This is a genomic window from Synechococcus sp. F70.1, from assembly GCF_047502745.1.
Lineage (GTDB): Bacteria > Cyanobacteriota > Cyanobacteriia > Thermostichales > Thermostichaceae > Thermostichus.
In genome coordinates this window covers 1-7383 of sequence record NZ_JANSJL010000039.1, presented here as the reverse complement: position 1 = coordinate 7383, position 7383 = coordinate 1, and the positions used below count along the sequence as shown (strand labels likewise).

The 7383-nt window shown below is 59.4% G+C and carries 6 protein-coding genes and 1 pseudogene; all 7 read right to left on the bottom strand.

Annotated features, from left to right (window positions below):
* A partial coding sequence (locus NW860_RS03265; RefSeq protein WP_414512370.1) for an RAMP superfamily CRISPR-associated protein occupies positions 1 to 418 on the bottom strand: 418 nt, incomplete at its 3' end.
* 30 nt (positions 419 to 448) lie between these two features.
* On the bottom strand, positions 449 to 1090 hold the full coding sequence (locus NW860_RS03260; protein WP_414512368.1) for a Uma2 family endonuclease: 642 nt from the start codon (positions 1088 to 1090) through the stop codon (positions 449 to 451).
* A complete protein-coding gene (locus NW860_RS03255; RefSeq protein WP_414512366.1) occupies positions 1090 to 1482 on the bottom strand; it encodes a hypothetical protein in 393 nt (130 codons plus the stop codon). Before NW860_RS03255 ends, NW860_RS03260 begins: the two co-directional genes overlap by 1 nt.
* A gap of 13 nt (positions 1483 to 1495) precedes the next feature.
* Entirely contained in the window at positions 1496 to 2266 is a 771-nt protein-coding gene (gene cmr4, locus NW860_RS03250) for a type III-B CRISPR module RAMP protein Cmr4 (RefSeq protein WP_414512364.1), read from the bottom strand.
* A 38-nt stretch (positions 2267 to 2304) separates the two neighbouring features.
* Entirely contained in the window at positions 2305 to 3438 is a 1134-nt protein-coding gene (locus NW860_RS03245; RefSeq protein WP_414411709.1) for a type III-B CRISPR module-associated protein Cmr3, read from the bottom strand.
* Positions 3435 to 6422 carry a type III-B CRISPR-associated protein Cas10/Cmr2 gene (cas10, locus tag NW860_RS03240; RefSeq protein WP_414512362.1) on the bottom strand — a complete coding sequence of 996 codons (2988 nt, stop codon included), beginning with the start codon at positions 6420 to 6422 and terminating at the stop codon, positions 3435 to 3437. The genes NW860_RS03245 and cas10 overlap by 4 nt, the downstream gene beginning before the upstream one ends.
* 224 nt (positions 6423 to 6646) lie before the next feature.
* Positions 6647 to 7383: pseudogene (locus NW860_RS03235) on the bottom strand (TIGR02221 family CRISPR-associated protein); the annotation flags it as partial.

Here is a 7383-nt window from a genome sequence, read left to right as displayed (position 1 = left end):
GGTTGCGCTCCCGCATCAGCTCTCGAATGGCCTGGGATCGGGCTACGCCGCGCAGGGTGGAGCTGGGAATGTAAGGGATCCCTAAGTGATCGAAAGCAGGGAGCAGCATGCTCTCCGGGCCTTTGGCTCCGCCTACCCGAATTCGCCAGGGACAGGTGACCTGAAAAGTGTTTTTTTCTCCGGCAATGCGTTTGATGCGAGCATTCAGAACTTGAAGACGCGCTCCGTAGTTTGCCTTTGCTTCTGCCTGGTGCACCAGATCGACTTTGGCTCCGTCTTTGAAAGGAGTTGCTGGAGCCCTCATCCAACGCAGATATTCAATAAAGCTCGCTGTGGGATCTGGGCTGGGGTTGGGATCCAAGGGATGCCCTAGCCAGGGAGAAGGTTGTGGAGCGTTGGCAGGACGATTGCTAGGCATTTGATCTTCTCCTAAAGCTGGAAAGCAGTATTAGGAATTGCGAAGCGTTTCCCGAAATTCGCGCAACATAGCGCTGGTGCCAATTTCTAAGGCGCGTCGAATAAGTTGAGGTACAAGATTGGGGATGTCGAAGTCTGGAAAAAGCCAGCTGCAGCTTGATTCTACGTAGTCTTCTCCCTGCAGAATAAAGATCCGCAAACTTCGCTCACCCAAGATCCAAACTTCCGGCACGCCGATGGCTCTATAGGCCTCGATAAAAGTTCGGGAAGTAACGTCGGACTCGATGGCCAGATCAGGTGGGGGCAACTGATCGACATCGATCCTGCCCTCGCAACCTCGCACCAACTCCAGGTGATTGACATAGAAGCAGGTGTCGGGCTCCACGCCAGCTCTGCCTGGCTTTTTGAGGGTTGTTGAGCCAAAGTCTTCCCAATCTCTCCCCTGAGCATCTAAGAGAGCCTTTACAATGTCACTGGCAATGCGATGAAGGCGCTCGTGTTTGGATAAAGGAGACATGATCTCAAAAGTGCCATCGTAGTAGGCAATGCGAGTGTGGCGATCTTCGCCCAGCTCCTCCAGAATGCTCTCGCAGTCTTGCCAGGTAAGAGAATGAATAACCACTCGGCTGCCTTCTTGCAGGGAAATCGCTTGCAGGGGGATCGCGACGCCCATTACTCTCCTCCTTTAATGTCGTGGTAGATGGCCATAGCCCAAAAGCCGAATTCCTGAGCCAAAGCCAGACCTAGCCCTGTTAAACCTAGATACTCTTCAACTCCCAATTGCATAAGACGATCCAGGCCGTTGGAGTTAGCAATTCCCTTTTGGCCAGAGATCTCTTCTAGGCAATCAAAAAACTCCTTGACTACTTGTTTTTTCCCTTCCTGGTTGAGGGCATCTTCTTCTGCCTTAAGGCGCAGCAGGCCCCAGGTGGAAAGGTAGGTGTAGAGCTCCACAGCCTGGTTTTTCTGCTCCTTAAGCTTTTCTTGGTCTCCGGTTTGAGCCCTTAACTGGCGAAGGGATTCGTAAACGGGCTTGGCCAACGTGCGGGGATCAAAAGTTTCCATAAAGCCTCCTCAACTAGTTCCAAGACAACTCGACAAAGCCACGGCCTAGGCTCTCCTGGCCGCCAATTTGCAGGAGCTGGTTACCCTGCAGGAGCTTCCGAAATTGCTCCACTGCTTCTTGGGAACTGCCGTTGGCCTGGGCTGTTACCCCCCAGGTAAAGTACATCAGGCTATCGGGGGGGATGGCCTCTTCGTAGCGAAAGCCGCCTTCTACAACTTTGTGCTCGCTGAGCTTAACTTTTACCTGCCGCCACAGGCTCATTTGAATAAGGGTGGCACAGTGCTGATCCGGCAAGACAAGGACGCGGCTGATGCTGGAAGATTTGACAAAGCTTTGCCAGTTTTCCCACTTCTTTAGACCGTTCTTTAGGATGGCATCCTTGAGATAGATGGGTCGGTTTGCCTCCAAGTTGGTGCTATAGGGCTCCGGCACCTGCAACTTCTGGCCACTTAGCCGCAGCCAGCGCTTGAGCAAGAGCGGGCAGCTTATCCAGATCACGCCGTGGCTGAGGGAAGCCACCGGCACCCACAAGAGGGATCCATCTCCAATCCAAATGGAGCCTTGGGTAAGCTGATCCCCCTCCCCAATTTCGTTGCCAAAAAGCTCAAACTTTAACTCTTTCTCGGCCACGCTGGCCCGCAATTTGCCGCGGATGGTGCTGGAAGGAATGTAGGGCAAGTTGGTGTGGGCTTCGCGGGCAATGCCCAAGAGGTTGCCTTCTTGGGTGGTGCCGCCGGTGTGCAGGGGAGTCAGCAAGGTGAGATAGACCAGGTGAAAGGCCATAGAAAAACACTCCTTATCCGTTGACTTCAAAAGCAAGCTCAATGGGCCCAAGGCAGCCAGAGCAACTCGCTGTAGCCTAGAAGCCGCCAGCGGTGGAAGACGTTGAGCCGGCCATCTTCCAGCTCCGGCTCGTCCTGGGCAAGGGGAGCTGGATGCTCCAGGTAGTAGATGCTGCCAGGCGGGGCGGCAAACACTTGCGGAGCTGGCAGGCTGGTCTTGCGCGGCTCTGTCAGGGACTCCACCCGCAGGCGGCCACTAATGGGAACCGGTTTGCCGGTGGCCACGCTCACCAGAGGGCCAGTGAGGGAGTGGGCAGGATGAGGGGTGGCCAAGCGCCACTCCCAGGGCCAGGCGCGGCAGAGGGAGCGCCCCTCCACCTTTTTGATGAACACGCCGGGGGTCACCAGGTAGGCCAGAGCTCGGCGGGCTTGCCGGAAGGTCTGCTGGGAGAGCTCCTGCAGCACTTGCCACTGCTTGCCCAGCTTTGGGCAGGGGCTGAGGAGAGCAGCGTGGCCTTCTCCCCCTAGCCGCACCACTACTTCTTGCGCTAGGGGCAAGGGATCCCAGCTTTCGCGCTCTGGATCCCAGCACTCGATGGAAAGAGCCAGGCTCCAGCCGGGCTGCAGGCGGATGCAGGTTTCCACAAAGTAGCCATCGGTCTCCCGCACCTGGCGTTTGCCTGCCTGCAGGGTGTTGTGGGGCCGCACTTCCTCTACCCAGGGGGACTTTACTGCCTGCTCCAGATCCCAGCCCTTGCCTTGCAGGGCTTTTTGCACCGCCTGCCAGGGTAGGTAGCCAGCAGCCTTTTGCTTGGGGCTTTGCGGGCTTTTTTCTTCCTCGAGCTGAGCCGCTGTCACCAGAGGGGCTGGCCGGGTGGGATCCCAGCGGTAGCTGCCGTAGGCATGGCCCTCTTCCAGCCAGGGGATGGGCACCAGGGGGGATCCCTGGTAAAGGTGCAAGGGGCTGGGGAAGTAAAGCTGCTCCTCGCAGCAGAGAAAGGGGCCGCAGAGGCGCAGGGTTGCCGGCTGGCCCAGGTGAGCTAGGATAGCGCCGGCAAGGGTGTGCCCGCTGGGCGGAAAGCCGCTGGTGGCCCAGGCCCGCTCCCCCGGCGCAAAGGGCTTGGCATCGCGAAACATCCACACATCCAAAGGCGAGAGCACAAACCAACTCATCGCGCATTTCTCCCCAATTCCACGGTGCGGTTGCGCAGCACAAAGGCCGCCAGCTTGAACCAGTTTTTGATGGCCAGATCCCACGCCGCCGGCTGGGCGGGCAGGCTGTGCTGCCAGAAGTGCTGAATAAACTCGACCAGCTTGGCCTGGAAGCGATCCTTCTGCTCACTTTCGCCGCGAAAGAGATCCCGGCGGCTGCAGAACAAGCGGGCCCAATCGGGCACTGCTTCCAAGGTGGGGGCTGGGTGCTGCTCCCAAAGCTGGGCGGCCTGCTCAAACAGAGAGCTCTGATCCTGCTTCTGGCCCAACAGCTTCCAGTCGAAGTCCAGCAGATCCTTCCACTTGTCGAAGGTGTCGAACTTGCAGGTGCTCACCAGTTGGTTGCCGTTGGCAAACAGCACCCGCACCTGGACGCTGTCCTTGGGGCTGCTAGAGGCATAGGCCTGCCCCTTGGCCCCTTGTTCGGCCTCCCAGAGGTTTTCCAGGGCAATGGCCAGGGGCACCGAGTGGTGGGCAATCACCACCCCAAAGCTAATGCTGGCCAGGGATCCCAGGGTAAAAAGAGGGCGACGGCTTAGGCCAGCCGGCAACTGCGCCTTTTGCCACTGCCAGTAGTCCCCTTCGTTGGCAAACTCGCGCCAGTCGTCTTCGCCGCCGCGGAAACACTGGCGGATGTCCCAGAGCCAACTATCCCACTCCCAGAGGTTGGTGTAGGCCAGAACGTCGTCCCCCCCGGCGTAGATGAGCCTGCCGGCATAGCGCTGTTCAGTAAGGTAGGGCACCAACTGGCCAGAAAAATCCAACAGAGCCCGGCTGAGGGCGCTGTGGGTGGCTGGGCCCATGCGCTTGCGGCTGGCTTTAACAAACTCGCTGAAGGCGTCCTTGACTTGCTTGAGCTCTTCAGAGTCGAGGACGCGGCCAATAGCGTCCCTCTGGCCATCCGCTAGGCGCTGCAGCGGCTGGGGCAGGTAGTCGTAGTAGGGCTTCATCTTCCCCCCGCTCAGCCACTGGCCCATGTCGTCGCCATCGCCCGCGGCCAGCACGTACCAACTGGCGGGGTTGATGCTGGGGTAGTAGCGGCTGAGGGTGGCTTCTATCTCCTGGCGGCAGCGCTTCTGGGTTGCCTCGTCCGCTTCCAGGTCTTCCACCAGCCAGCCGGCGTTGAGCAGCCGCGGGTGGTAGCGTAGGTTTTGCTGGTCAGCCCACGGGATCCCCCACTTGCCGCGCATTTCTCGGATGACCTCCCGAATGGCGGGGTGGATGGCCTCAACGGCGCGGCAGGCCTGCTCGAAGTGCTCCAGCTCGCGTCGCCCGTGGGTTTTCAGGTAACCGGCCACGCCAGCAGTGAGATCTGGGTAGGAAGCGGCGACCTCGTCTTCGTCGAGGGTGGGGAAGAGCTCCGGCAACACCTTGTCTAGGGCCCGCTTAACCGTTTCGGTGGCGTTGAGCTGCTCGCGGCCATCGAAAAGCCCTGCCTGGCGCTGCCAAAGCCGCCGGCTCTCCCCTTCGCTAATCCAGCGATTCCTGGGGGAAGGGTGAACCACCGGCCCTAGGCCAGAGACGGTGCTGCGCGGCCCAAAGGCCACCGGCAACTGCCAATCGCGGGCCTGTTTGCAGGCAGCCTGCAGCCGGCGCGTCGCCTCCACTGCCGCTGCCCACCAGGAGCCTACGTTTAGCCCTGGCTTGTGCTGGCGGTGCTGCTGCCTTTCGGGATCCCAGAAGCTGATCCGCAGGAACTTCAGCTCCGGGTCGGCAAAAAGCTGCCGCTTTCCTTTGAGATGGTAGGTGCGGTTTTGGGTGCTGACCCAGGGATCCCGCTCGATGGACTCCTGGGACTTGAGGATGGCGGTGTCTTTGAGCCTTTGGTGGGGGGATCCCAGGGGCGCTGCCGCCCAGTAGATCTGCCACTGGTGCTCCAGCCATCCCTTCCAGGTGGGATCCTCCGGGCGCAACTGCACCAGCCAGCGGCGCTCCAGTTGCAGGTGCTCCAGCGCCTTTTGCGCTAGCTGCCGCCATTCGTCTTTGAGGGTCTGCTGGGCAAACTGCATGGCCGCCTGCACCCGATCTTGGGGCAATAGCAAAAGGAGCACGTTGGGGAAGCCGGCAGTGAGGAGGGCGTTGGCAGAAGGCTGAGGGATCCACTGGGCAAATTCGGGATATCGCTTCAAGAGCCAGGCGTCGATCAAGGGCTGGCCGTAGAGGCTGGGGTAGAGTAGACAGTCAGGGCCGTATTTCTCCGCCAGCTCCCAGCAAAGCCGTGCCGAGAGGTAGTGCAACAGCCAGGATCCAGCCCAGAAGTCCCGCATCTTGCGGCTGGCTTTGATCAGCTCCTGGATGGGGTTGAAGGTAAAGCTGGCCAAAAAAGGCCGCGTGAACTTGGGTTCGTCGTAGCCGGCCAAACAGCCTGCCAGGGCCGCCACAACGCTGGTGTGGCTCCACAGGGATCCATCGGGCAGCCGCGTTTCTGCTGGCAAAAGCAGAAGGTTTTCATCGCCAAATTCCCGAACCAACGCCTGGGGGAAACAGCGCCAGAACCACCAGAACACCTTCTGGATGTCTTCCTCTTGCCAGATCCAGTCGGGAACTACCCTTGCTTCCCGCTGCAGCAGGTACTCGGCGCGGGAGCTGGCCTGCCGCAGGGCCCGGTGTTCTTCTTCGGGCAGTTGCCAAAAGCGCTTGCGCCCCGAAAGGAGATGGCTCATCTCTAGGCCTGGCCCCAGGCTCTGGCTGCAATCAGCTACCTGGTAGTCGATGGCAACCGGCAGGTGGCCAATAGCAGCCCGATCGCTGGCGGAGGCGACCAGATCCGCATCGCCAACGCTTTCTAGAGGAGATCCCTCTGCCTTGGGGGAGATCCACCCCCGCATCGCCGCTAAGTTTGGCCACAGTCCTTCCTTGGCGCGGCCAGAGGCGTCGTGGAGGGCCTTGAGGGCGGGGTCGTGCAGCAGACCCCAAAGCTTCGCTTGCCAGTAGTGATAAGCCATGGTGTTCTCGCAGCAGGAAGGGGACGTTTAGAACAACAAAGACAAGAACCCGACAGCCGTCTGGTGTCGAGGTTACAGAGGCTACAAAACACCATCCGTCGATCCCCCTTGCTTCCCAGATTTCTTCAGCTTTTTTTCTGGTCGTCTGGGAGGATCAAGCTTGAGCTTGGCCAACTTTTTAACTAGGCTTGAAAAGCGGGAACGAAGCTGCCAATGTCTTGGGTTTACCAAGAAGCGGAGGGATCCTTTTCTAGCCGAGTCAATTCGGGAAACAGCGCCTCCAAGCTGGGCAGCAGCTTCTGCAGCACAAAGCTCTCCAGCGCCTCGCCGCTTAGGGGATCGGGATTCATCTGCACATGGGCTACGTCGTTGCGGTATTTGCTTAGGCAAGACCAAAGATCAGCAAGCTGCTTCACATCCGAAACGTGGGCGGCAATGGGAGGAAGAAACTGAAGCTGCTCCTCTTGCTGGACTGATTCGCCAGTTGCAGGGGGATCTCCCAAGGGCTGCTTTCTCCGCGGGATGAGGGATCCCAACTGGTGTTCAATTCCCTGCCGCGCTTCTCGTTCGAGGTAGTTTTGGATCCCCTCACAGAGGCAAAGGGCAGAAACCACCCACTCGCGAGCCAAGAGAAGGGCTTGGGTGGTGAAGCGCTTTTCCACATACCAGCGCAGCAGTTGAAAGTGCTTTTGAACTTGCGCTTGGGGATCCGCCGCCTTTTCTGCCGGCAGCGCCAGTTGGCTGTAGCTATTTTGAATGCTTTGCAGCAGCAGGCCGAAGGGCTTGGCAAATTGGCCCACCTCTTCTGCCAACTCCTGGGTAGAGTGTCTTTGTAACTTGCGCAAGTCCTCCTGCAGGCTGACCGGCCTCACCAGCTCCAGAGAACGGGAGATGTCGCGGATGGCTTGTCCAAAGCTCTGCAGCCGGGTGGGCCTGGGATCCCCTTTGCAGGGCTTTTGCT

Coding starts and splice junctions, on each gene's coding strand:
- NW860_RS03245 (WP_414411709.1), bottom strand. CDS start 3,438: ATGAGTTGGTTTGTGCTCTCGCCTTTGGATGTGTGGATGTTTCGCGAT.
- NW860_RS03255 (WP_414512366.1), bottom strand. CDS start 1,482: ATGGAAACTTTTGATCCCCGCACGTTGGCCAAGCCCGTTTACGAATCC.
- cas10 (WP_414512362.1), bottom strand. CDS start 6,422: ATGGCTTATCACTACTGGCAAGCGAAGCTTTGGGGTCTGCTGCACGAC.
- NW860_RS03260 (WP_414512368.1), bottom strand. CDS start 1,090: ATGGGCGTCGCGATCCCCCTGCAAGCGATTTCCCTGCAAGAAGGCAGC.
- cmr4 (WP_414512364.1), bottom strand. CDS start 2,266: ATGGCCTTTCACCTGGTCTATCTCACCTTGCTGACTCCCCTGCACACC.